The 25,455-nt window shown below is 60.0% G+C and carries 21 protein-coding genes, 4 tRNA genes and 1 pseudogene; 3 read left to right on the top strand and 23 right to left on the bottom strand.

Going from position 1 to position 25,455, the window contains the following annotated elements; genetic code table 11:
- Nucleotides 1-90 precede the first annotated feature (90 nt).
- The 23 genes from rpoB to GWL_RS20685 form a co-directional block, all read right to left on the bottom strand.
- Entirely contained in the window at nucleotides 91-4,197 is a 4,107-nt protein-coding gene (gene rpoB, locus GWL_RS20795) for a DNA-directed RNA polymerase subunit beta (protein ID WP_008334118.1), read from the bottom strand.
- 279 nt (nucleotides 4,198-4,476) lie between these two features.
- Nucleotides 4,477-4,857 carry a 50S ribosomal protein L7/L12 gene (gene rplL / locus GWL_RS20790; RefSeq protein ID WP_008334117.1) on the bottom strand — a complete coding sequence of 127 codons (381 nt, stop codon included), beginning with the start codon at nucleotides 4,855-4,857 and terminating at the stop codon, nucleotides 4,477-4,479.
- Nucleotides 4,858-4,953: 96 nt separating this feature from the next.
- Nucleotides 4,954-5,451, bottom strand: coding sequence for a 50S ribosomal protein L10 (gene rplJ, locus GWL_RS20785; RefSeq protein WP_034351747.1), 498 nt, complete (start codon nucleotides 5,449-5,451; stop codon nucleotides 4,954-4,956).
- 326 nt (nucleotides 5,452-5,777) lie between these two features.
- On the bottom strand, nucleotides 5,778-6,473 hold the full coding sequence (gene rplA / locus GWL_RS20780; RefSeq protein WP_008334113.1) for a 50S ribosomal protein L1: 696 nt from the start codon (nucleotides 6,471-6,473) through the stop codon (nucleotides 5,778-5,780).
- Nucleotides 6,473-6,904: a 50S ribosomal protein L11 gene (gene rplK / locus GWL_RS20775; RefSeq protein ID WP_007875265.1), complete on the bottom strand. Its 432-nt coding sequence runs from the start codon at nucleotides 6,902-6,904 to the stop codon at nucleotides 6,473-6,475. Before rplK ends, rplA begins: the two co-directional genes overlap by 1 nt.
- Nucleotides 6,905-7,064: 160 nt before the next feature.
- Entirely contained in the window at nucleotides 7,065-7,655 is a 591-nt protein-coding gene (gene nusG, locus GWL_RS20770) for a transcription termination/antitermination protein NusG (RefSeq protein WP_008334101.1), read from the bottom strand.
- A 1-nt stretch (nucleotide 7,656) separates the two neighbouring features.
- The gene (gene secE, locus GWL_RS20765) at nucleotides 7,657-8,037 is read right to left on the bottom strand and encodes a preprotein translocase subunit SecE (protein ID WP_008334099.1); all 381 of its coding nucleotides are present in this window, start codon (nucleotides 8,035-8,037) and stop codon (nucleotides 7,657-7,659) included.
- A gap of 31 nt (nucleotides 8,038-8,068) precedes the next feature.
- Nucleotides 8,069-8,144: transfer RNA gene (locus GWL_RS20760), tRNA-Trp, on the bottom strand.
- Nucleotides 8,145-8,217: 73 nt separating this feature from the next.
- A complete protein-coding gene (gene tuf, locus GWL_RS20755; RefSeq protein WP_008334097.1) occupies nucleotides 8,218-9,408 on the bottom strand; it encodes an elongation factor Tu in 1,191 nt (396 codons plus the stop codon).
- Between the two features lie 80 nt (nucleotides 9,409-9,488).
- Nucleotides 9,489-9,563: transfer RNA gene (locus tag GWL_RS20750), tRNA-Thr, on the bottom strand.
- A gap of 46 nt (nucleotides 9,564-9,609) precedes the next feature.
- Nucleotides 9,610-9,683: transfer RNA gene (locus GWL_RS20745), tRNA-Gly, on the bottom strand.
- A gap of 79 nt (nucleotides 9,684-9,762) precedes the next feature.
- Nucleotides 9,763-9,848 (bottom strand) — tRNA-Tyr (locus GWL_RS20740).
- Nucleotides 9,849-9,976: 128 nt separating this feature from the next.
- The gene (locus tag GWL_RS20735; protein WP_008334088.1) at nucleotides 9,977-11,239 is read right to left on the bottom strand and encodes an AmpG family muropeptide MFS transporter; all 1,263 of its coding nucleotides are present in this window, start codon (nucleotides 11,237-11,239) and stop codon (nucleotides 9,977-9,979) included.
- A gap of 120 nt (nucleotides 11,240-11,359) precedes the next feature.
- The gene (gene metW / locus GWL_RS20730; protein ID WP_008334087.1) at nucleotides 11,360-11,962 is read right to left on the bottom strand and encodes a methionine biosynthesis protein MetW; all 603 of its coding nucleotides are present in this window, start codon (nucleotides 11,960-11,962) and stop codon (nucleotides 11,360-11,362) included.
- Complete coding sequence (locus tag GWL_RS20725; RefSeq protein ID WP_008334086.1) at nucleotides 11,959-13,098, bottom strand: homoserine O-acetyltransferase; 1,140 nt, start codon at nucleotides 13,096-13,098, stop codon at nucleotides 11,959-11,961. The genes metW and GWL_RS20725 overlap by 4 nt, the downstream gene beginning before the upstream one ends.
- 323 nt (nucleotides 13,099-13,421) lie before the next feature.
- Nucleotides 13,422-15,212, bottom strand: a complete 1,791-nt coding sequence (gene ptsP, locus GWL_RS20720; RefSeq protein ID WP_008334085.1) for a phosphoenolpyruvate--protein phosphotransferase — start codon at nucleotides 15,210-15,212, stop codon at nucleotides 13,422-13,424.
- Nucleotides 15,213-15,461: 249 nt separating this feature from the next.
- Complete coding sequence (locus GWL_RS20715) at nucleotides 15,462-15,731, bottom strand: HPr family phosphocarrier protein (protein WP_008334084.1); 270 nt, start codon at nucleotides 15,729-15,731, stop codon at nucleotides 15,462-15,464.
- 55 nt (nucleotides 15,732-15,786) lie between these two features.
- Nucleotides 15,787-16,197, bottom strand: a complete 411-nt coding sequence (locus tag GWL_RS20710) for a PTS sugar transporter subunit IIA (protein ID WP_008334083.1) — start codon at nucleotides 16,195-16,197, stop codon at nucleotides 15,787-15,789.
- 65 nt (nucleotides 16,198-16,262) lie between these two features.
- Nucleotides 16,263-17,231: a glutathione synthase gene (gshB, locus tag GWL_RS20705; RefSeq protein WP_008334082.1), complete on the bottom strand. Its 969-nt coding sequence runs from the start codon at nucleotides 17,229-17,231 to the stop codon at nucleotides 16,263-16,265.
- Nucleotides 17,232-17,269: 38 nt separating this feature from the next.
- A complete protein-coding gene (gene gshA / locus GWL_RS20700) occupies nucleotides 17,270-18,568 on the bottom strand; it encodes a glutamate--cysteine ligase (protein WP_008334081.1) in 1,299 nt (432 codons plus the stop codon).
- Between the two features lie 448 nt (nucleotides 18,569-19,016).
- Entirely contained in the window at nucleotides 19,017-20,549 is a 1,533-nt protein-coding gene (locus tag GWL_RS20695) for an ammonium transporter (RefSeq protein WP_008334080.1), read from the bottom strand.
- A gap of 15 nt (nucleotides 20,550-20,564) precedes the next feature.
- The gene (locus tag GWL_RS20690) at nucleotides 20,565-20,903 is read right to left on the bottom strand and encodes a P-II family nitrogen regulator (RefSeq protein WP_006713297.1); all 339 of its coding nucleotides are present in this window, start codon (nucleotides 20,901-20,903) and stop codon (nucleotides 20,565-20,567) included.
- A gap of 12 nt (nucleotides 20,904-20,915) precedes the next feature.
- Nucleotides 20,916-21,698, bottom strand: coding sequence for a TorF family putative porin (locus GWL_RS20685; RefSeq protein ID WP_008334077.1), 783 nt, complete (start codon nucleotides 21,696-21,698; stop codon nucleotides 20,916-20,918).
- A gap of 422 nt (nucleotides 21,699-22,120) precedes the next feature.
- Here GWL_RS20685 and GWL_RS20680 point away from each other — a divergent pair, with 422 nt between their 5' ends.
- From GWL_RS20680 to GWL_RS20670, 3 genes and pseudogenes are all read left to right on the top strand, one after another.
- Nucleotides 22,121-22,366, top strand: coding sequence for an accessory factor UbiK family protein (locus tag GWL_RS20680; RefSeq protein ID WP_008334075.1), 246 nt, complete (start codon nucleotides 22,121-22,123; stop codon nucleotides 22,364-22,366).
- Nucleotides 22,367-22,439: 73 nt separating this feature from the next.
- Nucleotides 22,440-23,309 (top strand): annotated as a pseudogene (locus tag GWL_RS20675) (YifB family Mg chelatase-like AAA ATPase); the annotation flags it as partial.
- 85 nt (nucleotides 23,310-23,394) lie between these two features.
- A complete protein-coding gene (locus GWL_RS20670; protein WP_008334073.1) occupies nucleotides 23,395-25,320 on the top strand; it encodes a hypothetical protein in 1,926 nt (641 codons plus the stop codon).
- The last annotated feature ends 135 nt before the right edge of the window (nucleotides 25,321-25,455 follow it).

Genomic DNA, 25,455 nt, shown 5'->3' with positions numbered 1-25,455 from the left:
TGGAGCGATGCGTCAATACTGAATTCCTGAATTCTTGGTTCGCCGGAAAAACCGGCGGGGTGCGCAGCCTGCGCCGCGCACCCCTTTACATCATTCGCGTTCCAGGTCGATGTCGATACCCAGCGAGCGGATTTCCTTCACCAACACGTTGAAGGATTCCGGCATGCCGGCATCGATAACGTGATCGCCCTTGACCAGGTTCTCGTAAACCTTGGTACGGCCGTTCACGTCGTCGGACTTGACCGTCAGCATTTCCTGCAGGACGTAGGAGGCACCGTAAGCTTCCAGTGCCCACACTTCCATTTCGCCGAAACGCTGGCCGCCGAACTGCGCCTTGCCGCCCAGCGGCTGCTGGGTCACCAGCGAGTACGGGCCGGTGGAACGGGCGTGCATCTTGTCGTCGACCAGGTGGTGCAGCTTCAGGTAGTGCATGTAACCGACGGTCACGGTGCGCTCGAAGGCTTCACCGGTGCGGCCGTCATACATCGTGACCTGGTTCTTGGACGGGGTCATGCCCAGCTGCTTGGCGATCGGGTCCGGATAGGCCAGATCGAGCATGCGGCGGGTTTCTTCTTCATGCGCACCGTCGAACACCGGGGTCGCGAAGGGCACACCCTTCTTCAGGTTGGTCACCAGCTCGATGATTTCTTCATCGGTGAACGAGTCCAGCTCTTCCTTCTTGCCGGATTCGTTGTAGATGGTGGTCAGGAACTTGCGCAGTTCCGCAACCTTGGCTTGCGCCTGCACCATCTCGCCCAGACGCAGGCCCAGACCCTTGGCAGCCCAGCCCAGGTGAACTTCCAGCACCTGGCCGACGTTCATACGGGACGGAACGCCCAGCGGGTTCAGCACGATGTCGGCGGGCGTACCGTCGGCCATGTGCGGCATGTCTTCGATCGGCAGGATACGCGAGACCACACCCTTGTTACCGTGACGGCCGGCCATCTTGTCGCCAGGCTGCAGGCGGCGCTTCACGGCCAGGTAGACCTTGACCATCTTCTGCACGCCAGGCGGCAGTTCGTCGCCCTGGGTCAGCTTCTTGCGCTTCTCTTCGAAGGCCAGGTCGAACTGGTGACGCTTCTCGGCGATGGATTCCTTGATGGCTTCCAGCGCGTTGGCGATGTCGTCATCGGCCGGGCGGATGTCGAACCAGTGGAACTTGTCCAGATCGTCCAGGTAAGCCTTGTCCAGCTTGGTGCCCTTGACCAGCTTCTTGGGGCCGCCGTTGGCGACCTTGCCGATCAACAGACGCTCCAGACGCTGGAAGGCATCGCCTTCCACGATACGCAGCTGGTCGTTCAAGTCCAGGCGATAGCGCTTGAGTTCATCATCGATGATCTGCTGGGCGCGCTTGTCACGCTGGATGCCTTCGCGGGTGAACACCTGCACGTCGATGACGGTACCGACCATGCCCGAGGGCACGCGCAGCGAGGTGTCCTTCACGTCGGAAGCCTTCTCGCCGAAGATCGCGCGCAGCAGCTTCTCTTCCGGAGTCAGCTGGGTCTCGCCCTTCGGAGTGACCTTGCCGACCAGGGTGTCGCCAGCTTCGACTTCGGCGCCGATGTAGACGATACCCGACTCATCCAGGCGGGCCAGTTGGTTCTCGGCCAGGTTGGAAATGTCGCGGGTGATTTCTTCTGCACCCAGCTTGGTGTCACGTGCCACCACCGACAGTTCCTCGATGTGGATCGAGGTGTAGCGGTCATCAGCCACGACCTTTTCGGAGATCAGGATCGAGTCTTCGAAGTTGTAGCCGTTCCAGGGCATGAACGCCACCAGCATGTTCTGGCCCAGTGCCAGCTCGCCCATGTCGGTCGAGGCGCCGTCGGCGATCACGTCATGCTTGGCCACGCGGTCACCGATCTTGACGATCGGACGCTGGTTGATGTTGGTGTTCTGGTTGGAACGGGTGTACTTGATCAGGTTGTAGATGTCCACACCGACTTCGCCAGCTTGCGCTTCGTCGTCGTTGACGCGGATCACCACACGGCCTGCATCGACGTAATCGACCACGCCGCCACGCAGGGCTTGCACGGTAGTGCCGGAGTCAACCGCCACGGTACGTTCGATGCCGGTGCCGACCAGCGGCTTTTCCGGACGCAGGCAAGGCACGGCCTGGCGCTGCATGTTGGCGCCCATCAGTGCACGGTTCGCGTCATCGTGCTCCAGGAACGGAATCAGCGAGGCCGCCACCGACACCACCTGGCCCGGGGCCACGTCCATGTACTGCACGCGTTCCGGCGAGACCAGGATGGTTTCGCCAGCTTCACGGGCCGACACCAGTTCGTCGGACAGCTTGCCTTCCGCGTCAATGGTCGCGTTCGCCTGGGCGATCACGTAACGACCTTCTTCGATGGCCGACAGGTAGTCGATCTGGTTGGTGACCTTGCTGCCCTCGACCTTGCGGTACGGGGTTTCCAGGAAACCGTATTCGTTCAGGCGGGCGTACAGCGCCAGCGAGTTGATCAGGCCGATGTTCGGGCCTTCAGGCGTTTCGATCGGGCAGACGCGGCCGTAGTGGGTCGGGTGCACGTCGCGCACTTCGAAGCCGGCGCGTTCGCGGGTCAGACCGCCAGGGCCCAGGGCGGAAACGCGGCGCTTGTGCGTGATTTCCGACAGCGGGTTGGTCTGGTCCATGAACTGCGACAGCTGGGACGAACCGAAGAACTCGCGGATGGCGGCCGAGATCGGCTTGGAGTTGATCAGGTCGTGCGGCATCAGGTTGTCCGCCTCGGCCTGGCCCAGGCGTTCCTTGACGGCGCGCTCCACGCGCACCAGACCGGCGCGGAACTGGTTTTCGGCCAGTTCGCCCACGCAACGCACGCGGCGGTTACCCAGGTGGTCGATGTCATCGACTTCGCCGCGGCCGTTACGCAGTTCGACCAGGATCTTGATGACGGCCAGGATGTCGTCATTGGACAGGGTCATCGGACCGGTCAGCTCGTCGCGGCTGACGCGACGGTTGAACTTCATGCGGCCCACGGCCGACAGGTCGTAGCGGTCTTCGCTGTAGAACAGGCCGTTGAACAGGGCTTCCACGGACTCTTCGGTCGGCGGTTCGCCAGGACGCATCATGCGATAGATCGCCACGCGAGCAGCGGTCTGGTCGGCGGTGTCATCGGTACGCAGGGTCTGCGAAATGTAGCCGCCCTGGTCCAGGTCGTTGGTGTACAGGGTCTGGATGGCCGAGATGTTGGCTTCGCGCAGCTTGGCCAGCAGTTCTTCGGTCAGCTCGTCGTTGGCGCTGGCCACGACTTCACCGGTGTCCGGATCGACGATGTTCTTGGCCAGCACGCGGCCCAGCAGGTAGTCCTCAGGCACGGAGATGTGCTTGATGCCGGCGGCTTCGATGTCACGCACGTGCTTGGCGTTGATGCGCTTGTCCTTGGCGACCATCACCTTGCCCGACTTGTCGGTGATGTCGAAACGTGCGACTTCACCGCGCAGGCGCTCGGAGACGAACTCCATGTCCGCGCCTTCGGCGTGCAGGTTGAAGTTGTCGAAGACGAAGAAGTTTGCCAGGATCTGCTCGGAGGTCATCCCGATGGCCTTCAACAGGATCGTCACCGGCATCTTGCGGCGGCGGTCGACGCGGAAGAACAGGATGTCCTTCGGGTCGAATTCGAAGTCCAGCCAGGAGCCACGGTAAGGAATGATGCGGGCCGAGAAGAGCAGCTTGCCCGACGAATGCGTCTTGCCGCGGTCGTGTTCGAAGAACACGCCCGGGGAGCGGTGCAGCTGGGACACGATCACGCGCTCGGTGCCGTTGATGACGAAGGAACCGGTGGTGGTCATCAGGGGCAGCTCGCCCATGTAGACTTCCTGTTCCTTCATTTCCTTGACGACCGGCTTGGTGGGCGACTCCTTGTCCAGGATCACCAGGCGCACCTTGGCGCGCAGCGGGGACGCGAAGGTCAGGCCACGTTGTTGGCACTCTTTGACGTCAAACGGCGGAGCGCCCAGCACATACGACAGGAATTCGAGGCGCGCAAAACCATTGTGCGACACGATGGGGAAAATCGAGGTGAAAGCCGATTGCAGGCCTTCGTTCTTGCGTTCCGATGCAGCACGTTCGGGTTGCAGGAAATTCTGATACGACTCGATCTGAGTCGCGAGCAGGAACGGAACGTTGTGGACGTTTGCGCGTTTCGCGAAGGATTTGCGAATGCGCTTCTTCTCAGTAAATGAGTAGTGCATGGACACTCCGTGAGTGACAGGAAGGATAGAGAATTCAAGATTCGATCAGACCGCGCGACTTGCCGGGAAAGCAGTCCGGGCCATCGGCACTCAAATCTTCAAATGTCTACCCTAGTTTTTTGCTGAGATCGCGCTTAATATTCCCGACAACGAATACTGCAACGCATCAACATCACCAGCAAAAATAAGAAACGACAAAGGAGCCAAAGCCGAATCCCTTTTTCAAGGGATTCTGCACTTTGACTCCGGAGTAATGACTCGCCTTGGCAGGCAAGAGAATTACTTCAGTTCGGCCTTGGCGCCAGCTTCTTCCAGCTTCTTCTTGGCAGCTTCAGCGTCAGCCTTGGCGATGCCTTCCTTGACCGGCTTCGGTGCACCGTCAACCAGATCCTTGGCTTCCTTCAGGCCCAGACCGGTGATTTCACGGACGGCCTTGATGACGCCGACCTTGTTGGCGCCGACTTCAGCCAGCACAACGGTGAACTCGGTCTGTTCTTCAGCAGCGGCAGCACCACCACCAGCAGCGCCACCGGCGGCCGGAGCGGCCATAGCGGCAGCGGAAACACCAAACTTCTCTTCGAATGCCTTGACCAGGTCATTCAGTTCCATCACGGACAGCGCGCCAACGGCTTCCAGGATGTCTTCTTTGCTAATTGCCATTTGAAACTCCTAAATTTATTTCGGTAATAACATCAGATTGGTAGTGACGCGAAAGCGTCGAAACTGCAGAGCGGGGCCGCTTCAAGCGGCCGTGCCTCATGCGGCTTCGGCTTCCTTCTTGGCTGCCAGGGCAGCCAGAGCGCGCGCAAAGCCCGACACCGGAGCCTGCATCATGCCCAGAACCTGGGCCAGCAGAACTTCGCGAGACGGGATGTTTGCCAGCGAAGCCACAGCAGCCTTGTCCAGCTGCTTGCCTTCGTAGTTACCTGCCTTCACAACCAGCTTGTCGTTGGTCTTGGCAAAGTCCGACAGGACTTTGGCAGCGGCCACGGCATCTTCCGAGATCGAGTAGATCAGCGGACCGGTCAGTTGCGGGGCGAGGTCGGCAAACTTCGTGCCTTCAACAGCGCGACGAGCCAGCGTGTTTTTCAACACGCGCAGGTACACGCCTTGGGCACGCGCTTGTGCGCGCAGTTGCGTCAAGGAACCAACCTGGATGCCACGGTATTCGGCCACGACGATCGTTTGCGCAGATGCTACCTTTGCGGAAACTTCGGCGACGACGGCCTTCTTGTCATTCAGATTGAGACTCAAGATCAACCTCCAAAAATAGTACTCGGCCACTACACAGGCCACTGCCTGCTTGCCTTGCACCGGTTCGAACACGGCGTCCGACGTTTAGGAGTTCACTGCAGCATAGGGCAAAACTGAATATGCTGCCTGAGACTACGAAACTTGCTCGGGTTCACCATCTGCGTTGGGTCCACTGAACTTGCGTTCAGCGTTTTTAACTTCGTCCGGCTTGTTGCTGCCGGCTTCCGCCCAACGGTCTTTGAAGGCCTGCCGCCACCGATTGCTCAACGGCGACAGCCCAAAGAGATGCCCCGCTTCCTCACGGAAACGGGGACTGTATTGCTTGCTTAGGCAGCCAGGGAAGCCTGGTCCACGCGAACGCCAGCGCCCATGGTGGACGACAGAGCGATCTTGCGCAGGTACACACCCTTGCTGCTGGCCGGCTTGGCCTTGTTCAGGGCATCGATCAGGGCCAGCAGGTTGGCCTTCAGATCGGCGTCGGAGAACGACTTGCGGCCGATGGTGGCGTGGATGATACCGGACTTGTCGGTACGGTATTGCACTTGACCAGCCTTGGCGTTCTTGACGGCAGTGGCCACGTCCGGGGTCACGGTGCCAACCTTCGGGTTAGGCATCAGGCCACGGGGACCCAGGATCTGACCCAGGGTACCGACGATACGCATGGTGTCGGGCGAAGCGATGACGATGTCGAACGGCATGTCGCCGGCCTTCACGCGCTCTGCCAGGTCTTCCATGCCGACCACGTCAGCGCCAGCTGCCTTGGCAGCTTCAGCCTTGTCGCCGGAGGCGAACACGGCCACGCGAACGGTCTTGCCGGTACCGGCAGGCAGCACCACCGAACCACGGACCACTTGGTCCGACTTCTTCGCGTCCACGCCCAGCTGGACGGCGACGTCGATCGATTCGTTGAACTTGGCGGTTGCAAATTCCTTGATCAGGGAAACGGCGTTGTCGAACGGATAGGCCTTGGTACGATCGACCTTTTCCTTCATTGCCTTGACGCGCTTGGATACCTTAGCCATTACAGACCCTCCACCGTGATGCCCATCGAACGTGCGGAACCAGCGATGGTACGCACGGCAGCTTCCAGATCAGCAGCGGTCAGGTCCGGCTTCTTCTGGGTTGCGATCTCTTCCGCTTGCTTGCGGGTGATCTTGCCGACCTTGTCGGTATGCGGCTTGGCGGAACCCTTCTGGATACCGGCAGCCTTCTTGATCAGGATGGTCGCCGGCGGCGTCTTCATCACGAAGGTGAAGGACTTGTCCGCGAAGGCGGTGATCACGACCGGAATCGGCAGACCCGGTTCGACACCTTGGGTCTGGGCGTTGAAGGCCTTGCAGAACTCCATGATGTTCAGACCGCGCTGACCCAGGGCCGGGCCGATCGGGGGGGACGGGTTCGCTTTACCAGCTGGCACTTGCAGCTTGATAAAACCAATAATCTTCTTTGCCATGACGGCTCCTTATTGATTGAGTTGTAGCGCCGTTTCATCGGCCTTGCGGCGTCTTACTCGGGCTCCTCGGAATGCTGAATTGGCGGACGATGATTTGTCCGGTACGCTCCAGCAGGCGTTGAAAACTTGACAGGGAAAGGCGGGATTCCGGAAGGCGGGATCAGACTTTTTCCAGTTGGCCGAATTCGAGTTCGACCGGGGTGGCGCGACCGAAGATGGTGACCGAGACGCGCACGCGCGATTTCTCGTAGTTCACTTCCTCGACGTTGCCGTTGAAGTCGGTGAACGGACCTTCCTTGATGCGGACCATTTCGCCCACTTCGTAGAGCACCTTTGGACGGGGCTTCTCGACGCCTTCCTGCATCTGGCGGAGCAGCGAGTCCACTTCACGCTGCGGCAGCGGGGTCGGACGATTCGACTTGCCACCGATGAAACCGGTCACTTTGGCGGTATTCTTCACCAAGTGCCAGGTTTCGTCCGTCATTTCCATCTCGACCAGGACGTAGCCCGGGAAGAAACGACGTTCGGTCACGGACTTGTGACCATTCTTCATATCCACGACTTCTTCAGTCGGCACCAGGATCTGGCCGAACTGGTCTTGCATGCCGGCGCGGTTGATGCGCTCGGTCAGCGCGCGTTGCACGCTCTTTTCCATGCCGGAATACGCATGCACCACGTACCAGCGCTTGTTTCCGGCGCTTGAAACGCTTTGCGCACCAATCGGTGCGCTGTCTTGCGTGCTATCGCTCATGTTATTTCCAGCCCAAAATTACGTCGTACAACAGGAACTCGAGCAACTTGTCCGTACCCCACAGGAAGATGGCCATGATCAGCACGAAGGCGAACACCACCCCGGTGATCTGCATGGCTTCCTTGCGGGTTGGCCAGACGACTTTCTTGGTTTCGCGCACGGATTCCTTGGCGAAACCGACGAAGCCGCGGCCTTGTGCAGAGGTCCAGGCAAACGCCACTGCCACCAGCAGACCGGCGACCAGGGCGGCAGCGCGCACCGGAGTCGACTGATCAGACAACACAAAAAAACCGACCACGCCCGCAACCACAGCCACGATCGCCAATGCGATCTTGATCTTGTCGTTGGAGGTGTTGACGGTTTGAACTGGCTGGCTAGACATATTTACTTTCAGTACCCTGCACCAGATTCGGTGGCAGGGGCGGAGGGCATCGAACCCCCAACCTTCGGTTTTGGAGACCGACGCTCTGCCAATTGAGCTACGCCCCTACAAAAACTCGCGATTGAGACACGAATGCCGCGATACGTTACGCACCGCGGCAATGTGTTTTACAGCTTGATCTTAGTCGAAGATCTTGGCAACCACGCCGGCGCCGACGGTACGGCCGCCTTCACGGATAGCGAAGCGCAGGCCTTCTTCCATGGCAATCGGGTTGATCAGTTGCACGGTGATCGACACGTTGTCGCCCGGCATGACCATTTCCTTGTCCTTCGGCAGTTCGATCGCACCGGTCACGTCGGTGGTACGGAAGTAGAACTGCGGACGGTAGTTGTTGAAGAACGGGGTGTGACGGCCGCCTTCATCCTTCGACAGAACATAGATCTCGCCGGTGAAGTGCTTGTGCGGCTTGATCGAACCCGGCTTGGCCAGAACCTGGCCACGCTGCACGTCTTCACGCTTGGTGCCGCGCAGCAGCACGCCAACGTTGTCGCCAGCCTGACCTTGATCCAGCAGCTTGCGGAACATTTCCACGCCGGTGCAGGTGGTCTTCTGGGTGTCAGCGATACCGACGATTTCGATTTCTTCGCCGACCTTGATGATGCCGCGCTCAACGCGACCGGTCACCACGGTGCCACGGCCGGAGATCGAGAACACGTCTTCCACCGGCATCAGGAAGGTACCGTCAACGGCACGTTCCGGGGTCGGGATGTAGGTGTCCAGGGCTTCTGCCAGGGCCATGATGGCTTGCTCGCCCAGAGGACCGGTGTCGCCTTCCAGCGCCAGCTTGGCCGAACCCTTCACGATGGGCAGGTCGTCGCCAGGGAACTCGTACTTCGACAGCAGTTCGCGGACTTCCATTTCCACCAGTTCCAGCAGTTCAGCGTCGTCCACCATGTCAGCCTTGTTCAGGAAGACGATGATGTAAGGAACGCCAACCTGACGCGACAGCAGGATGTGTTCACGGGTCTGAGGCATCGGGCCGTCAGCGGCCGAGCACACCAGGATCGCGCCGTCCATCTGGGCTGCGCCGGTGATCATGTTCTTCACATAGTCGGCGTGGCCTGGACAGTCAACGTGCGCGTAGTGGCGGTTTGCGGTTTCGTATTCGACGTGCGCGGTGTTGATGGTGATGCCGCGCGCCTTTTCTTCAGGCGCTGCGTCGATCTGGTCGTAGGCCTTCGCTTCGCCGCCGAACTTCTTCGACAGAACGGTTGCGATTGCAGCGGTCAGGGTGGTCTTGCCGTGGTCAACGTGACCGATGGTGCCGACGTTCACGTGCGGCTTGGTCCGTTCAAACTTGCCTTTTGCCATCTTAGACTCCTAAATTTGATGAGAATGTCCAGGCAACACGCCCGACTGATTACTGACTTGTCAGCGATACGACGAGAAACTGGTGCCCTTGACGTGGATTGAACACGTGGCCTCTCCCTTACCAAGGGAGTGCTCTACCACTGAGCTACAAGGGCATTTTTCCGACTGCACAACAACCAAACATGCAGCCGGACCAAAACTTGGAGCGGGTGAAGGGAATCGAACCCTCGTCTTAAGCTTGGAAGGCTTCAGCTCTACCATTGAGCTACACCCGCGAGGAAACAACGTTCACTTCACAACCGCCGCGTCTTTCGATCGCGTATGTACTGCAGACTGCTTTGACTCCCGGCCTAATGGTGGAGAGGGCTGGATTCGAACCAGCGTACTCGTAAGAGGGCAGATTTACAGTCTGCTGCCATTAACCACTCGGCCACCTCTCCGTGCAGGGAACTCAAAACTATAGAGGAACATCGCTGGACTGTCAAATAAATTTTCGCTTCAACGCCAAATATTTTATCGACTGCCGGATATTTCTCAGAGGAACGACCCGCGACGTTTTTTCGAATCTTCAGGCTTTTTGTGTCTGCGACTCAACCGGCTTTTCATTCCAGGGCGCAATTCTAGGCAACATCAGCATTCCAGGCAAGGCCAGAACGAAACAAATTAGAAAAAAATTTAACCAGCCGGTGTCGGCGACGATATATCCGACCGAAGAATTCACAAAAGTACGCGGCACGGCCATCAAACTGGTGAACAAGGCGAACTGCGTCGCCGTATAACGTGGATCGGTCTCGCGCATGATGTAGGCCACGAAGGCCGTGGTACCCAGCCCCACGCCAAAGGCTTCCACCCCGATCACCACCGCCAGCACCGGCAGGCTGGCACCGACGTGGGCCAGCCAGGCAAAGCCCAGGATAGGAATGGCCTGCAGCACCCCGAACACCCACAAACCCCGGTTGATACCCAGCCGCACCATCCAGATGCCGCCGAGGATGCCACCAGCCACGCTGGCCCACAGGCTGGTGGTCTTGGAGACCACGCCGATCTCGGTCATTGAAAAGCCCAGGTCGATATAGAACTTGGTGGCCAGGGCGGTGGCCATGCTGTCGCCCAGCTTGTAGAGGAAGATGAAGCCCAACACCCACAGCGCATTGCCCCAGCCGCCACGGGCGATGAATTCACGGAACGGCAGCACCACGGCTTCATATAGATTCTTGGGCGGGGTGCCATAGACCTTGGGTTCCTTGACTACCAGCGAGCACAGCAGCCCCGGCAGCATGAAGGCCGCCGTGATCCAGAACACCGTCGGCCAGGGCAGCTGATCGGCCAGCACCAGCGACAGCGCGCCCGGCACCATGCCGGAGAGCTTGTAGGCATTGACGTGGATGGCACTGCCCAGGCCCAGTTCGGCTTCGGGCAGGATCTCGCGCCGGTAGGCATCGATGGCGATGTCCTGGCTGGCCGAGAGGAAGGCCACCACCGAGGCCATGATGGCAATCGTGCTGACGTCGGAGAGCGGGTCGAGCATGCCCATGCCGCCAATGGCCAGGAACAGCAGCAGCTGCGTGGACACCATCCAGCCACGCCGTCGGCCCATGCGCCCGAAGTGGAAGCGGTCCATCAGCGGCGACCAGACGAATTTCCATGTATAGGGGAACATCACCAGCGCGAACAGCCCGAGGGTCTTGACGTTCAGCCCGGACTTGGCCAGCCAGGCCTGCAACAGGCTCAGCAGGATGAACAGCGGCAGGCCGGAGGTGAACCCAAGGAAGACGCAGATCAGCATGCGCCGGTTCAGGTATTGATGCCAGGAAGCGGCGGGTGCGGTCATAAGGTGGGGCGGCTCGGCTCGAAAAACGCGGAAGATGAAACAAAAAACGCCGGTGGCCAGCGGTGGGCGCTGCCGGGCCGGCGTCTGCGGGACATGGTGAAGCTTTCTGCAAATTTCCGGCTAGCGCTTGCGCAGCCTGAACACCGCCAGGCTGCCGCGCCAGTTGGGGAAGTAGCGCACCGGTTTGCCGTCCTTCAGGGCGACGCATTCCAGCACTTCCAGCCCCAGCTCGTTGGCCAGCGCCTCGAAGTCGCGGATCGTGGCGCAGCGCAGGTTCGGCGTATCATACCACTGGTACGGCAGGCTCCTGGACACCGGCATGCGCCCGCGCAAGAGCGCCACGCGGTGCGGCCAGTAGGCAAAGTTGGGGAAGGACACCGTCACCTCGCGCCCGACCCGGGCGATTTCGCGCAGGGTCCCCTCCACATCCTTGACCATCTGCAGCGCAGACAGGCACAGCACGGTATCGAAGGCATTGTCCTCGAACATGGCCAGACCGCCATTGAGGTCCTGCTGGATCACCGAGACATTGCGTGCCACGCACTTGGGAATCTGCGCATCGTCGATCTCCACCCCGTAGCCGGTACAGCCCTTGTCGCTCTGCAAATAATCCAGCATCACGCCATCGCCGCAACCCAGGTCCAGCACCTGCGACTTCTCGCGCACCCAGTGGGCAATGAAGGCCAGGTCGGGGCGCAGTGCGCTCAATTGTTCGAAAGTCATGCGCGGCCCTCCTGCTGCAGTTCAGTCCAGATACTTCCGTAGTATTCGCGCACCACCTTCATGTAGCGCGCATCGTCCAGCAGGAAGGCGTCATGCCCGTGCGGGGCGTCGATTTCGGCATAGCTCACGCGGCGCTTGTTGGCCACCAGCGCCTGCACCATCTCGCGGCTGCGTTCGGGCGAGAAGCGCCAGTCCGTGGTGAAGGACACCAGCAGGAACTTGGCCCGGGTACGGGCGAACGCCTTGGCCAGATCGCCGCCGAATTCCTGGGCCGGGTCGAAATAGTCCAGCGCCTTGGTGATGAGCAGATAGGTGTTGGCGTCGAAATAGGTCGAGAACTTGTCGCCCTGGTAACGCAGGTAGGACTCGATCTCGAAATCCACGCCATAGCCGAACTGATACTGCCCCGAGCGCAGGTCGCGGCCGAATTTCTCGGCCATGTCGTCATCCGACAGATAGGTGATATGCCCCACCATGCGCGCCACCCGCAAGCCATTCTTGGGCACCACGCCATGCGCATAGAAATCGCCACCGTGATACTGCGGATCGGTCAGGATGGCCTGCCGCGCCACATCGTTGAAGGCGATGTTCTGGGCCGACAGTTTGGGCGTGGAGGCGATCACCAGACAGTGACGCAGGCGATCCGGATACATCATGCTCCAGGCCAGCGCCTGCATGCCGCCCAGCGAGCCACCCATGACGGCGGCGAAGCAGGCGATGCCGAGCCGGTCGGCCAGGCGCGCCTGGGCGTTGACCCAGTCTTCCACCGTCACCACCGGGAAATCGGCGCCATAGGGCTTGCCGGTGGCCGGGTTGGGGTGCATCGGGCCGGTCGAGCCGAAACAGGAACCCAGGTTGTTGACACCGATGACGAAGAAGCGGTCCGTATCCAGGGACTTGCCGGGACCGACCATGTTGTCCCACCAGCCGACGTTGTCAGGATCGTCGGCATAGACGCCGGCCACGTGATGGGAGGCATTGAGCGCGTGGCAGACCAGCACGGCATTGGATTTGTCGGCATTGAGGGTGCCGTAGGTTTCATAGGTCAGCGAGTAGTCCGCCAGCGAGGCGCCGCTCTGCAGCGGCAGCGGCTCGGCGAAGTGCATGACCTGGGGCGATACGATTGCCATCGACATGATTGTTCTGCGTAAGTGACTCGGCGCCAGGGGGCTCGGTGCGAGCGATGCTGGCGGTCGCTTCGCCGGGCGGGGTGGCCAGTCTCGTGCGCGGGCAACAAAAAAGCCCGGAAGCATTGCTTGCGGGCTCACTCATCGATGGGGCGGGGCAGTCTTGGGAGAAACAGCTGATCCAAGCTCGCTTTAGCCGCATTTAGATGGGATCAGTATCCCGGCGCCCGCAAGCTGAAGTTGGTCAAACCGTTCAAATCGGCGCAGTGGCGTAAGAATACCCAAGTCGGGCAGACCCGTCAAACGGCCCTGCCCGGCATGCGCGATGCCGCTTAACGGCGGCGCGTCGCGACCCTGGCCTCGGCCATGGCCGGTTCGGCCTGCAGCGCCTGCAACTGCGCCATGGCCGCCGCGATGGCAGCCGGTTCGCTGGCGCGCAGCACCTTCTTGACCTGCGGTTCCAGCAGGCGCAGGTCGCTGTTCAAGATCTCATTCTTCACCGACAGGATCTGCGAGGGGTGCATGGAGAATTCCAGCAGCCCCATGCCCAGCAGCAGGCGCGTCCATTTGAGATCACCGGCCATTTCGCCGCACACCGAGACCGGAATGCCGGCCTTGCGCCCCTGGGTGATGACGGTGGAGAGCAGGAACAGCACCGCCGGATGCAGCGGGTCGTAGAGATGCGCCACCTCGTGGTCTACGCGGTCGATGGCCAGAGTGTACTGGATCAGGTCATTGGTGCCGATGGAGAGAAAGTCCAGCCGCTTGATGAACAAGGGCAGCGCCAGCGCCGCCGCCGGGATCTCGATCATGGCACCGACCGGGATCTCTTCATCGAACTTCTGCTTGCGCTCGCGCAGTTGCTGCTTGGCCTGTTCGATCATGGCCAGCGTCTGGTCGATCTCGAAGGCATGCGCCATCATTGGCACCAGCAGCTTGATGGGACCATAAGCCGAGGCACGCAGGATGGCGCGCAACTGCGTCAGAAACATCTGCGGCTCGGACAGGCAATAGCGGATCGCACGCAAGCCCAGTGCCGGGTTCAGGGCCGTTTCCTCGTCCTCGTCCAGCGGCTTGTCGGCGCCCACGTCCAGGGTACGGATGGTGACCACCCTGCCCTTCATGGCGATGACGGCCTGCTTGTAGGACTCGAACTGTTCATCCTCGCTGGGGAATTTTTCCAGATGACCGGCGCGCCCCATGAACAGGAATTCCGAACGGAACAGACCGATCCCCATGGCGCCGGCCTCGAAGGCATTGGCGGCATCGTTGGGCAACTCGATGTTGGCCAGCAACGTGATGGGTTCGCCATCCTGAGTGATGGCCGGGGTTTTCTTGAGACGTGAAAGTTTCTTCCGCTCGCGCAGCAGGCGTTCCTGGCGCGCGCGATACTGCGCCAGCACCAGCGGGGAAGGATCGACGATGACCACGCCGGCATCGCCATCGATGATGAGCACATCGTCGTGCTTGACCAGCACCGAAGCATTGTGCATGCCCACGGCCGCCGGAATGGCCAGGCTGCGGGCCACGATGGCGGTATGCGAATTGGGACCGCCCAGATCGGTGACGAAGCCGGCGAAGGCGCTCTCGCGGAACTGCAGCATGTCGGCCGGCGAGATGTCGTGGGCCACCACGATGATGTTGGCGGCGGCTTCGCCGGTAGGTGGCAGTTGGCCGGCGCTGCCGGTGAGGACCTTGAGGATGCGCTCGCCGACCTGCTGGATGTCGGCCTTGCGCTCGCGCAGGTAGGGATCCTCGATCTCGTCGAACTGCGCCGACAATTCCTCGATCTGCGTCACCAGCGCCCATTCGGCGTTGTAGTAGCGATGGCGGATGATGTCCTGCGGCACCTCGGCCAGCATCGGGTCCGACAGAATCAATGAATGCACATCGATGAAGGCGCCCAGTTCGGGCGGCGCATCCTTGGGCAGTTCGGAACGGATGATATGAAGTTCCTGGTGCACCGCCTTGACCGCGCTCTTCAGGCGCCCGATCTCGGCCTCGACCTGGTCGGGTGCGATCAGGTAATGTTTGACGTCCAGTGCGGCCGGCGCCATCAAGTGCGCGCGTCCGATGGCGATGCCTTGCGACACCGCGATTCCATGTAAGCTGAATGAAGCCATCGCGTATCTCCTGCCTGTTTTCTTATAGTCCGCCGTGTTGCCAGCGCGCGGTAGCTCAAGCAAGTTACCGAACAAATAATGATTTGGCAATCACGACCGGGCGGGCTGCGCCAAAGACTATAGGACAAGCAGCGTATATGAACATTGTTTCAGCCCGCACAGGAAATGCACGGGCATTGACATGTCGCAAGAAGCATTCCAGCCATGCCGCGATGTTGCGGCGCAATACCGCAAGTGCAGTGAAGGGGATTACTGGCCTTCGCCGAACTTGTCGGCAATCAGCGTTTCCAGTGCGGTGAAGCATTCCTGCTCGTCGGCGCCCTCGGTTTCCAGGGTGACGATGCTGCCCTTGCCGGCGGCCAGCATCATCACGCCCATGATGGACTTGGCATTGACGCGGCGCTTGTTGAAGGTCAGCCAGACTTCGCTCTTGAACTTGCCGGCCAGCTGGGTGAGCTTGGCCGAGGCGCGCGCGTGCAGGCCCAGCTTGTTGACGATTTCGAGTTCTTTTTGAATCATGTTCTGCTTTCGTTTTTATCGTGTTGGCGCGGTTCGATGCGGCCAGGCGCAAGGTTCACGCCGACGCCGCCACCCGGATGCGGTTGTCGATGCGCACCGCACCATTCTGGCCGCCTGCCAGCGCCATTTCAACCACCACATCCAGCGTGTCGTTACGGTAGGTCAGCGCCCGCAGCAACATGGGCAGGCTGATGCCGGCGATCACCTGCACGTTGCCCAATCCGCACAGGAAGCCCGTACAGTTGGAGGGCGTGCCGCCCATGACATCGGTGATGACCAGTACGCCGCTGCCATCATCGAGGCGACCGACGGCCTCGATGGCCAGTTTTTGCACCTCCGCCGGGTTCTGGTCGGCGATCACGTCGATCGCCTCCATCCGTTCGGGACGGCCGCGGAAGACGTGCGTGGCGGCGGCCAGGAAAGCTTGCCCCAGCGGGGCGTGCGTCAAGAGAAGAATACCAACCATGGAATTGTTGCCATCTGATGCGACGCGCTTTTCCCCGAGCAGCCCGTCATGCTCTGTCGATCCCATTATCGGACCGACCCTGTTGCCTCTGCTGCCCCTGCGGCTGCCTCCAGTGCATCCACGAACATCGCCGCCACATCAAACCCGGTCTGCTCGGTGATTTCCTGGAAGCAGGTCGGGCTGGTCACGTTGATTTCGGTGAGATAGTCGCCGATCGCATCCAATCCTACCAGCAACAGGCCACGTTGATACAAGATCGGACCGAGCGCCTCGCCGATCTCGATGTCGCGTGCCGATGCCGGCTGCGCTTTGCCCAAACCGCCCGCAGCCAGGTTGCCGCGCACCTCGTTGCCCTGCGGAATGCGTGCCAGCACATTGGGCACCACCTTGCCGCCGATGAGGAGAATGCGCTTGTCGCCTGCGCTGATCTGGGGAATGAAACGCTGTGCCATGATCGTGCGTTGACCGTTGTCGGTCAGGGTTTCGATGATGGAGCCCAGGTTCATGCCATCGGCCTTGACGCGGAAGATGCCCATGCCGCCCATGCCATCGAGGGGTTTCAGGATCACGTCCTGGTGCTCGCCGTGGAAGGCGCGCAGACGCCTGGCGTCGCGCGTGACCAGGGTCGGCGCGGTGTACTGCGGGAACTGGGCGATGGCCAGCTTCTCGTTGTGGCTGCGGATCGCTGCCGGTTTGTTGAATACGCGCGCGCCCTGCTTCTCGGCCAGTTCCAGCAGGTAGGTGGTGTAGATGTACTCCATGTCGAAGGGCGGATCCTTGCGCACGATCACCGCATCGAATTCGGAGAGGAAGGACGAGGCCGGCTTGTCGGCGCGATACCAGTCATCGGCATCACCGGTCAGGGTGATCTTGCAGGCATTGGCCGTCACCAGGCCGCTTTCCAGCACCAGGTCGCCCTGTTCAAAGGCGTAGATACTGTGGCCGCGACGCGCGGCCTCGCGCATCATGGCGAAGGTGGAATCCTTGTACGTCTTGAACGACTCCAGAGGATCGGCGAGGAAAGCGATTTTCATGAGGCTAGGGTCCTGTTGTGCCTGGCAAGGGCGCGATATTAATAAACTTCCGGGTTGGGGTCGGTCTTTTCCATCTCCACCGAGGCGGCCAGCAAGGCCAGCCGCGCCACCACGCCATACATGTAGAAACGGTTGGGGGCAGCCGTGCCCGGCTTGGCGTGCATGTCCGGCAGGGCATGCTGCTGGGCGAAGGCCAGCGGCACGAAATGCGCGCCGGGGGCATTGAGGTTTTCATTGACGCCGCGCTCGGCATGCACGCGATAGAATCCGCCCACCACGTAGCGGTCGATCATGTAGACCACCGGCTCGGCCACGGCCTGGTTGATGCGCTCAAAGGAGTGCACGCCTTCCTGCACGATCACCTCCGAGACTTCCAGCCCTTCCTTGCCGGCCAGCATGCCGGTGCGCTGCTTGCGGTTCAGATCCTTGATCTCGCTGGCATCCTTGACCGCCATGATGCCCATGCCGTAGGTGCCGGCATTGGCCTTGATGAAGACGAAAGGCTGCTCCTTGATGCCGTATTCCTTGTACTTCTTGCGGATCTTCGACAGCAGCGAGGAGACGCTGTCGGCCAGCGCGTCGGTGCCGGTGTTCTCCTGGAAATCGATGTCGCCAACCTTGGCGAAGAGCGGATTGAGCATCCACGGGTCGACCTCGACCATTTTGGAAAATTTCTTCACCACTTCATCGTAGGCGGCAAAGTGATTGCTCTTGCGGCGCAGCGCCCAGCCCGCATGCAGCGGCGGCAGGACGCTTTGTTCATGTAGCCCTTCCAGCACCGAGGGAATGCCGCTGGAGAGGTCATTGTTGAGCAGCACGGTGCAGGGATCGAAGTTCTTCAGGCCCAGGCGGCGGCCATTGGCCGAGCGCTCCAGCGGTTCCAGCGTGATATGGGTGCCGTCGGGCAGCTCGATCTGCTGCGGCTTGGCTGCGCCCGGCGCCAGGCTGCCCAGGCGTACGTTCAGGCCGGTCTGGCGGAAGATCTGCATCAGACGGCCGATGTTCTGCAGGTAGAAGGTGTTGCCGGGCTGGGTTTCCGGGATCAGCAGCAGATTGCGCGCATCCGGACAGTATTTCTCGATGGCCGCCATGGCCGCCTGCACCGCCAGCGGCAGCATCTCCGGGGAGAGGTTGTTGAAGCCGCCCGGGAACAGGTTGGTGTCGACCGGGGCCAGCTTGAAACCGGCGTTGCGCAGGTCGACCGAGCAATAGAAGGGCGGCGTGTGCTCCTGCCACTCCATGCGGAACCAGCGTTCAATGGCCGGCGTGGCGCCCAGGATTTTCTTCTCCAGCTCCAGCAGGGGACCATTGAGAGCGGTGACAAGATGCGGGACCATAAAAGACCTTAACGAGATGTAAATGCCGGCAGCGAGTGTCGATTTTAGCGGATTCCTGAAACCGTGTTGCAACGCGGTAGAAACCGCCGTTGTCATTTCAGCAAAGCCCGGCCCGGCCACGGTCGCTGCAAAGGCGTGGACGGGAGTGTTCACATGGCGATGAAGACGGCATTTTAAAGAGTCCGACTCAATTACTCGGGAATTATCCACCTGCGACGCGGCATTGCATCGGGAAAGCTTTTTTGATGAAGAAAAATGACGAAAAAGCGACAACCCGGCAGACAACTTGGCGATATGACAAGTATGCGCTTTTCTTCATGTTGTGAAGCGTACGAACGCGTACAAACGCGTGCAAATGCCTACAAATGAAAACAGGCGCCCGAAGGCGCCTGATAAAGAGGCCGTTTCCAGCCCCGAAGGAATACTGCAGACTCAGTACGACAGATGCTTAGTGGTAAGCCGATTCGCCGTGGCTGGAGATATCCAGGCCTTCGCGTTCTTCTTCCTCGGTCACACGCAGGCCGATGACGACGTCGACGATCTTGTAGGCGATGAAGGAGACCACACCCGACAGGATCACGGTGGTCAGCACGCCCTGGAACTGGATCCAGACCTGGCCGCCGATGGAGTAATCCGGTGCCACGGCGTTGGCCACGTAGTCATAGATGCCGGTGCCGCCCAGGCTGGGGGCTGCGAACACGCCGGTCAGGATGGCACCCAGGATGCCGCCCACACCGTGCACGCCGAAGACATCCAGCGCATCGTCCGAACCCAGGATCTTCTTCAGACCGCTCACGCCCCACAGGCACAGCAGACCAGCGATCAGGCCCATGACCACGGCGCCGATGACGCCCACGAAGCCAGCGGCCGGGGTGATCGCCACCAGGCCAGCGACGGCACCGGAAGCGGCACCCAGCATTGAAGGCTTGCCCTTGCCGATCCATTCGCCGAAGCTCCAGGACAGAACAGCGGCAGCAGTAGCCAGGATGGTGTTGACGAAGGCCAGGGCAGCAGTGCCGTTGGCTTCCAGACCGGAACCGGCGTTGAAGCCGAACCAGCCGAACCACAGCAACGAGGCACCGACCATGGTCAGGGTCAGGCTATGGGGCTTGAAGGCTTCCTTGCCGAAACCGATACGCTTGCCGATCACGTAGGAACCGACCAGGCCGGCAATGGCGGCGTTGATGTGCACCACGGTGCCACCAGCGTAATCCAGCGCGCCCTTCTGGAACAGCCAGCCCGAGATGGCGGTCGCCTTTTCAGCGGCAGCAGCGTCGGTGAAGGCGTCCGGACCCGGCCAGAACCAGACCATGTGGGCCATCGGCAGGTAGGAGAAGGTGAACCACAGGATCGAGAACAGGATCACCGCCGAGAACTTCACGCGTTCGGCGAAGGAACCGATGATCAGCGCCACGGTGATGGCGGCAAACGCACCCTGGAAGGCCACGAAGACCAGTTCCGGAATGACCACGCCCTTGCTGAAGGTGCCGGTGTTGGAGTCACCCGTCAAGCCGTGCAGGAACAGTCGGTCGAATCCGCCGAAGAAGGCATTGCCCTCGGTGAACGCGATGCTGTAGCCGTAGACGAACCACAGGATGTAGATCAGCGAGAAGATCATGAAGCACTGCATCAGCACCGACAGCATGTTCTTGCTGCGGACCAGGCCGCCGTAGAACAGACCCAGGCCAGGCAGGGTCATGAGGATGACGAAGGCGGTACAGACCAGCATCCAGGCGGTATCGCCCTTGTTGGGCACCGGTGCCGGCGCGGCAGCAGCAGCAGCCGGTGCGGCCGGGGCAGCGGCCGCAGGAGCGGCAGCTTCCGCCTTGGGTGCAGCGGGAGCAGCAGCCGGGGCCGCTGCGGCAGCCGCTGCGGCTTCAGGCTTGGGCGCGTCCTGCGCCTGGGCCGGAGCGGTAAAGCCTACCGCCAACAACAGCGCGCCAATGGCGAGCGCGCCGGAAAACATTTTCTTCATGCTCATTAGAATTCCCCTTTTTTACAGAGCGTCTTTACCGGTCTCGCCGGTGCGGATACGGATCACATCCAGCAGGTCCTGGACGAAGATCTTGCCGTCGCCGATCTTGCCGGTACGGGCAGCAGTCTCGATGGCTTCCAGGGCGCGTTCGACGATGGCGTCGTCGACGGCCGCCTCGATCTTGGTCTTGGGCAGGAAATCGACCACATACTCGGCACCGCGATACAGCTCGGTATGGCCTTTCTGACGACCGAAGCCCTTGACTTCAGTCACGGTGATGCCTTGCACACCGATCGCGGAGAGGGCTTCACGCACCTCGTCCAGCTTGAACGGTTTGATGATCGCTGTGATCAGTTTCATACGAACCTCTTGTTAGAAAGTTTTGCTGATGGAGAAGACGAAGCCGTTCTTGCCGACGTTCTTGGTGCCATCCGATGCCGGGGTGGTCGTCACGCCGTCCTTCAGGTCGGTACCGACATAGGCCAGGCCCAGGGTGATGCCGGCAGCGTCGTCGAAGGTCTTGGACAGGCCGACCTTCCAGTCGGTGTAGCTGAACTGGCCAGGGTTGCCACGCACGTTCTGGTGACCGAGGTGCAGACCGAGCATGACGCCATAGTAGGTCTCGATGTTGGCACCCAGGTCGAAGTACTGGCTGTACTTGCTGTTGACGGCGCCGAACAGGTTGGTCAGCGATTGCGAATACTTGAAGTAGGCCGGACCGTAACCGACCTGACCGTACAGTTCGAAGGTATTGGCGTTCTTGGCGCCGCTGTTGGCCAGGGTGTTGCCCGGGTAGTAGTAGTACAGGCCGCCGACGTCATAGGTGAAACCGCCGCCGATGTCACCGCGCTTGCCGCCGTAGATGTCCCACTCGACATTACCCTTGGTATCGGTACCGGTGAGGGTGCCGGCGTCCTTGATCCACTTGATGTTGCTCAGCCAGGTGCCGGCGTACAGACCAGTCGGGTTGTGCGTGTAGTCAGCACCAACCTGCAGCGCCGGGTCGAAACGGGTCTGGGTCAGGCCGCGGTAGCGGTAGTCGCTCACCACGGCGGCGTTGAAGCTCAATTCATTATCCGGCTTGGCGTCTTCGGCGCGGGCCACGGTAGAAACGAAGGATGCGGCGATGGCTGTTGCAAGAATCAGTTTCTTCATGACTTTCCCTCTGGTTTATGTTTGAACAATAAAGTCGTTTTTTTGTCTTTGCCCAGACCCTTTAGCAGGAGCCGTGCCATGTCCGTTCGGCAAGGCAGACTTGTCTTTTTGCGTGAAACCAGAGATTTGCAACGATTTTTTTCGAGAACAGCTTCAAAATAGTGCATCAAGGATGTCAATGCACGTCATTGGTGCGATATTGCTTGTTTTTTGTCAAACCTGCATCGGACGCGGCAATCACATTTTGGTGCGTGGGTGGCGGGCGAGGCCAGGATCACCAAGTCGGCGCATTTCCCGAAGGAAAATTCAACCTCGTGACGGCACCTGTGCACAAAAATGCAGTCTGTACAGGACATCGCGGTTTGAGGATGAGCGGGAAACCGCTAAACTTGCAGTACAGCTATCAGCCAAGGAGATCCGACATGGACAAGCCCCCATTTTTTGAAGACCTGCAATCCAAGATCAACAAGGCGATCGAGAACTCTCCGGCCAAGGACATCGAGAAGAACGTCAAGGCCATGCTGAGTCAGGGTTTTGCCAAGCTGGACCTGGTCACGCGCGAGGAATTCGACGTCCAGGCCCAGGTGCTGGCCAAGACCCGTGCCCGCCTGGAGGCGCTGGAAGCGCGTGTTGCCGAGCTTGAGGCTCAGCAAAAACAGACTCCATGATCCTGGCCCGGACACTTTTCTCTTTTTCTCCCCCTTCCCTTCTTCCTGCTGACAAGCTGCCGGGCGCATTGCGATGAGCCTGGCAGTCTTGCGCAGCCGCGCCCTGGCCGGCATGAGCGCCCCGCCTGTGACGGTCGAGGTGCACCTGGCCAATGGCTTGCCGGCCTTTACCATCGTCGGGCTCCCCGAAGCCGAGGTCAAGGAAGCCCGTGATCGCGTTCGGGCAGCGCTGCAAAACGCCCGGTTTGAATTCCCTGCCCGCCGCATCACCGTCAACCTCGCTCCGGCCGACCTGCCCAAGGAATCCGGACGCTTCGATCTGCCCATTGCGCTGGGCATCCTGGCCGCCTCCGAGCAGATCCCTGCGGACCGGCTGGACGATCATGAATATGCGGGAGAGCTGTCGCTGTCGGGCCAGTTGCTGCCCATTCGCGGCGCGCTGGCCATGACCTGCGCCATCCAGCGGGAGCACCAGGACCACGGCCAGCCACGCAGCTTCATCCTGCCGGCGGCCAATGCCGACGAAGCGGCACTGCTGCCCGAGGCGCACATCCTTCCCGCCAGGTCCTTGCTGGAGGTCTGCAGCCACTTCAGTACGCGCGACCCTGCGGCCCGGCTGCAGCGGCACCCGCCACGGTCGGCAGTGGACGTGCCGGCCTATCCGGATTTCAGCGACATCAAAGGGCAGTTACAGGCGCGACGTGCGATGGAAGTGGCCGCGGCCGGCCAGCACAGCATCCTGCTGGTCGGGCCACCCGGTGCCGGCAAGTCGATGCTGGCCACGCGCTTTCCCGGCATCCTGCCGCCGATGACGCTGGAAGAGGCCTTGGAGTCAGCGGCGGTGCAATCCTTGAGCGGCAGTGTCGACATGGATCGCTGGCGCCAACGCCCCTATCGCGCACCGCATCACACGGCCTCCGCCGTGGCGCTGGTCGGCGGCGGCTGTCATTTCCACGCATTAGGGCGACTGAACACAAATAAGCGCGACTGAGATATGCTCTACGGCATCTATTTCCACACAGAACTGCATGCCACTCCCCGCGAAAATCCTGGAATTTCCCGTAGACGGTCGCTTTTGGTTTGTTAAATGGATTGACGAGTTCACGCTCCCTCATTTGGGTACCGACTCCGCATCGGTCAAAGTAATACTGCAAAAGCTCCCGATTTCAAAGGCAACGGAGCTATCGCGGCTCAAAGATGATGCGCTACTAACCGTCTTGGGGCAGCGCTCAAAGGGTGACCCTGAGCCGGAAGTAATGCAGCGACATCCAGTCGTCCTCGCGGGTCTGCTTCCGGCCTTGCATATCGGAGCTGTCTTTCATGACCAAGAACACATTGGCGATCTGCCGTCAGCCTCGGCGACCTTTTCGATACCTGGTGGCGAAGTAGGTGTAGAAGAATTCTCGCTAGGACAATCGATTTCGCCACCAGTAAATTGGACCCGGGGACCATACAGGCTCCTGAACAAGTTCGAGTACTCGGTAGTGCCCTTTCAGATGAAGCACTCCAAATGCTTAGTGATCGAGCGAGAAAATACATCTTTCATCATTCCGCGAATGACGATGTTCAAGGCGTTCTATGGCATGCAGACGGTCTTTGCCAATGCTTTTAGCCATGGCAGTTGGCCAGACAGGATGTACACCATTTTATCGGATGAAGAAGATCTGGAATCGGGTCAGAAAACGGAAATTACCGCTGATGGAAAATGGGGCATCGTTCTGCAGACCAAGGTGAGAGACCCATATGCCTGTTGGGCGGCGCTTTACTATCATGACGAATATGCTCGGACTCGCGCCAATGAAATTTACTCCCTCGCTCTCGCTCAGCGGCGCCATCACGACACCAAGCCCAACTGGTACGCCAGTGCGCGCCTTCCATTCAAAGAATCCGAGGATGTTCGAGTGCAAGTGCGTGGCTTCAAGCTACGTGATTGGACCTTCTATGATGAAAACAAGCAAAGGGTTGTCCGCTCCAAATTCCTTGTAACCGAAATTGTTAAACACTCTTGGCCCAGTTGGATCCCCACCATTCTTCATGGACGAACCAACAACAATGAGCGTAGCCAATCGCCGATCGCAACTGACGCACCAAGACCCTTTTCGCAAGTCCCTGCGATGAAGCCGAAGGAACAGAAACCGATCGAAGTTGACAACAATCATGACGCCGACGCGGCGACAACACCGACCGACGTTATCTCTGCCGAAATGTCGTTTCTCGGCAATGGCCCTAAACTTGAAAAGATGCCTAAGAAGAGCAGCAAATCTTACGATCCCAAGGCACCTCCAAAAGAATCACGGTCTGTGGACAGAGTGTCTATGGGAGAGCAGAGAAATAAAGGAGATGCCGTTGATCAAGGTGCCGCAGAGGTCGTTATCAGGGAAGCGGAGAAACGTTTTGGGCAAGTTATGACGGCTTTTTTAGCACTCCAGACCGAAAAGAAAATAGCGAACGTCTCCGTCGAGTCTGGAGCAGCTGGAAAGCGCGCTGGCCGCCGCGGTGAGCTAGACGTGTGGCAATTCTTCTTCCCCGAAGGATCCGCAGAACAAAGTCGACCGCCCGCACGCTGCTGGCGCTACATCGATCAGGGCCTAGATGACGACGGCCGACGCCGACGAACCTACCGGACGGCCCTGGTTCTGCGCATTCTCGTGGATGGTCAACTTCACTACTGGATAGAGATAGAGTGCCGAAAAACCGAGGCAAGTTACCGCTCCATCGTATTGAGTGATGTCTCTTCATCGCCTGAGGTATATATTGCTGCCTCAATGGAAATAGTTGCGACCCATAAAGGACGAAATATGGAGGCGAAGCTGAATAAAGTCCTAGGCGAGCACGGAGTTACAGCTAGCTTTTATCGGCATCAATACCAAAAGGATGCTGACCCCAAAGCTTTAGACACAGAGTACATCCTCAATTTCCTGCAGCCATACAAAGATGCGGCGCCCGAAGAATGACTTCCGGCCGAATCCAGAGGGTAGCTAGGGTCGTAAGCGGCCACAAGCTCTGGATGTGCTCCTTACGACGAAGGACGCTGAAATCTCCCAGATGAGGATTGCATTTGCCAGAAATTGGCATACGATAGAACTCGA

Source organism: Herbaspirillum sp. GW103, assembly GCF_000261365.1.
Lineage (GTDB): Bacteria > Pseudomonadota > Gammaproteobacteria > Burkholderiales > Burkholderiaceae_D > Herbaspirillum.
The sequence above is the reverse complement of the archived record's forward strand: the minus strand, read 5'-3'. Positions and strand labels throughout refer to the sequence as shown.

Excerpts from the sequence above, each read along its gene's own strand:
- rpoB (WP_008334118.1), bottom strand. The coding sequence starts at position 4,197 with ATGCACTACTCATTTACTGAGAAGAAGCGCATTCGCAAATCCTTCGCG.
- rplL (WP_008334117.1), bottom strand. The coding sequence starts at position 4,857 with ATGGCAATTAGCAAAGAAGACATCCTGGAAGCCGTTGGCGCGCTGTCC.
- rplA (WP_008334113.1), bottom strand. The coding sequence starts at position 6,473 with ATGGCTAAGGTATCCAAGCGCGTCAAGGCAATGAAGGAAAAGGTCGAT.
- rplK (WP_007875265.1), bottom strand. The coding sequence starts at position 6,904 with ATGGCAAAGAAGATTATTGGTTTTATCAAGCTGCAAGTGCCAGCTGGT.
- nusG (WP_008334101.1), bottom strand. The coding sequence starts at position 7,655 with ATGAGCGATAGCACGCAAGACAGCGCACCGATTGGTGCGCAAAGCGTT.
- secE (WP_008334099.1), bottom strand. The coding sequence starts at position 8,037 with ATGTCTAGCCAGCCAGTTCAAACCGTCAACACCTCCAACGACAAGATC.
- tuf (WP_008334097.1), bottom strand. The coding sequence starts at position 9,408 with ATGGCAAAAGGCAAGTTTGAACGGACCAAGCCGCACGTGAACGTCGGC.
- GWL_RS20735 (WP_008334088.1), bottom strand. The coding sequence starts at position 11,239 with ATGACCGCACCCGCCGCTTCCTGGCATCAATACCTGAACCGGCGCATG.
- metW (WP_008334087.1), bottom strand. The coding sequence starts at position 11,962 with ATGACTTTCGAACAATTGAGCGCACTGCGCCCCGACCTGGCCTTCATT.
- GWL_RS20725 (WP_008334086.1), bottom strand. The coding sequence starts at position 13,098 with ATGTCGATGGCAATCGTATCGCCCCAGGTCATGCACTTCGCCGAGCCG.
- ptsP (WP_008334085.1), bottom strand. The coding sequence starts at position 15,212 with ATGGCTTCATTCAGCTTACATGGAATCGCGGTGTCGCAAGGCATCGCC.
- GWL_RS20715 (WP_008334084.1), bottom strand. The coding sequence starts at position 15,731 with ATGATTCAAAAAGAACTCGAAATCGTCAACAAGCTGGGCCTGCACGCG.
- GWL_RS20710 (WP_008334083.1), bottom strand. The coding sequence starts at position 16,197 with ATGGTTGGTATTCTTCTCTTGACGCACGCCCCGCTGGGGCAAGCTTTC.
- gshB (WP_008334082.1), bottom strand. The coding sequence starts at position 17,231 with ATGAAAATCGCTTTCCTCGCCGATCCTCTGGAGTCGTTCAAGACGTAC.
- gshA (WP_008334081.1), bottom strand. The coding sequence starts at position 18,568 with ATGGTCCCGCATCTTGTCACCGCTCTCAATGGTCCCCTGCTGGAGCTG.
- GWL_RS20695 (WP_008334080.1), bottom strand. The coding sequence starts at position 20,549 with ATGAGCATGAAGAAAATGTTTTCCGGCGCGCTCGCCATTGGCGCGCTG.
- GWL_RS20690 (WP_006713297.1), bottom strand. The coding sequence starts at position 20,903 with ATGAAACTGATCACAGCGATCATCAAACCGTTCAAGCTGGACGAGGTG.
- GWL_RS20685 (WP_008334077.1), bottom strand. The coding sequence starts at position 21,698 with ATGAAGAAACTGATTCTTGCAACAGCCATCGCCGCATCCTTCGTTTCT.
- GWL_RS20680 (WP_008334075.1), top strand. The coding sequence starts at position 22,121 with ATGGACAAGCCCCCATTTTTTGAAGACCTGCAATCCAAGATCAACAAG.
- GWL_RS20670 (WP_008334073.1), top strand. The coding sequence starts at position 23,395 with ATGCCACTCCCCGCGAAAATCCTGGAATTTCCCGTAGACGGTCGCTTT.